1 protein-coding gene is annotated in these 1501 nt (G+C 76.2%); it reads right to left on the bottom strand.

Features of this window, described 5'->3' with window-relative positions:
• A partial coding sequence (locus ACYVE9_RS26375; RefSeq protein WP_461030407.1) for an amino acid adenylation domain-containing protein occupies window positions 1-1501 on the bottom strand: 1501 nt, incomplete at both ends.

The following is a 1501-nucleotide window of genomic DNA, read 5'->3' as shown; positions in this document are numbered from 1 at the left end:
CGTCGGGCGACGGACGTGCGCAGGCCGGCGAGGTCCAGCTCCTCGGGCAGGCCGTCCCCGGGGACGACGTAGCCGACGATCCGGCGGTCGCCGGGGGCGGGCTCGTGCACCAGCGCCGCACTCCGCGCGACCCGGGGGTGGGCCAGCAACGCGGCCTCGACCTCGCCGAGTTCGATCCGGTGCCCCCTGATCTTGACCTGTCCGTCCGCCCGCCCGGCGAACTCCAGCCCGCCCGTCGGCAGCCAGCGCACGAGGTCACCCGTCCGGTACATGCGGGACCCGGCCGGCCCGTACGGGTCCGCCACGAAGCGTTCCGCGGTCAGGCCGGGCTGCCCCAGGTATCCGCGGGCGACACCGGTGCCCGCGACGTACAGCTCACCCACCACGCCTGGCGGGACGAGACCGAGCACGGAGTCCAGCACGTACAGCCGGGTGCCGGGACACGGCCCGCCGATCGGTACCGGGCCGGCGGGGACCGGTACCCCGAGGGGGAGCGGGGACTCGGCGCAGTTGACGGTCGCCTCGGTCGGCCCGTAGCTGTTGAAGATCACCGCGTCCGGGTGCCGCAGGCGCCAGCGCTCCATGGCCTCACCCCGCAGCGGTTCCCCGCCGACGAGCAGGCACTCGGTGGGGGAGAGGTCGTGCGGCAGCGACTCCAGCAGGTCCAGGTGGCTGGGCGTGATCTCCAGCAGCGCGGGCCGGGGTGTGCCGCTGTGGTCCGCGGCGGTCAGGTCGGTGAGGTGCAGGCAGCCACCGCTGACCAGGGGGAGGTACACGGCGGAGACGGTCAGGTCGAAGGAGATCGACGAGTGGATCAGGCTGACGCCCGACACGCCCGGATAGGTGGCCCGGCCCCGGCGCAGGTAGGCGCCGAGCGAACCGTGCTCCACGACGACCCCCTTGGGGCGTCCGGTGGAGCCGGAGGTGTGGATCACGTAGGCGGGGTGGCCGGGGAGCAGCGGCCGGACGCGGTCGGCGTCGGTCAGGTCCGCGGCTGTCGGGTCCGGGACGGTCGGGTCCGGGGCGGCCGGGTCGGCGTCGGTGGGGTCAGGGGCGGTCCCGGCGCCGGTCGGGTCCGGGGTGCTGAGCCGGTGGAGGTCGGCCACGGTGAGCAGGGGGACGCCCGCCACGCCGATCCGCCCGGCCAGTTCGGCGTCCCCGATCAGCAGGCGGGGCGCGGCCTCCTCCAGCATCGAGGCGATCCGCGCGGGCGGCAGCTCGGTGTCCACCGGGACGTAGGCGGCGCCCGCCTTGAGCACCGCGAGCATCGCGGCGAAGGCGTCCGCGGACCGGGGCAGCACCACGCCGACCAGGTCCTCCGGGCCGATGCCCCGCCCGGCCAGCGCACGGGCCAGGCGGTTCGTCCGCCGGTTCAGCTCCCGGTAGGCGAGAGCCGTACCGCCCTCCACCACGGCGAGCGCGTCCGGGGTGCGGGCGGCCTGCTCCTCGAAGAGGCCGGGCAACGTGGCGGCGCCGTCCCCCGACGGCACCCGGCCGCCGG

This window comes from Streptomyces sparsus (assembly GCF_054776295.1).
This window is presented reverse-complemented; position numbering and strand designations above follow the sequence as displayed.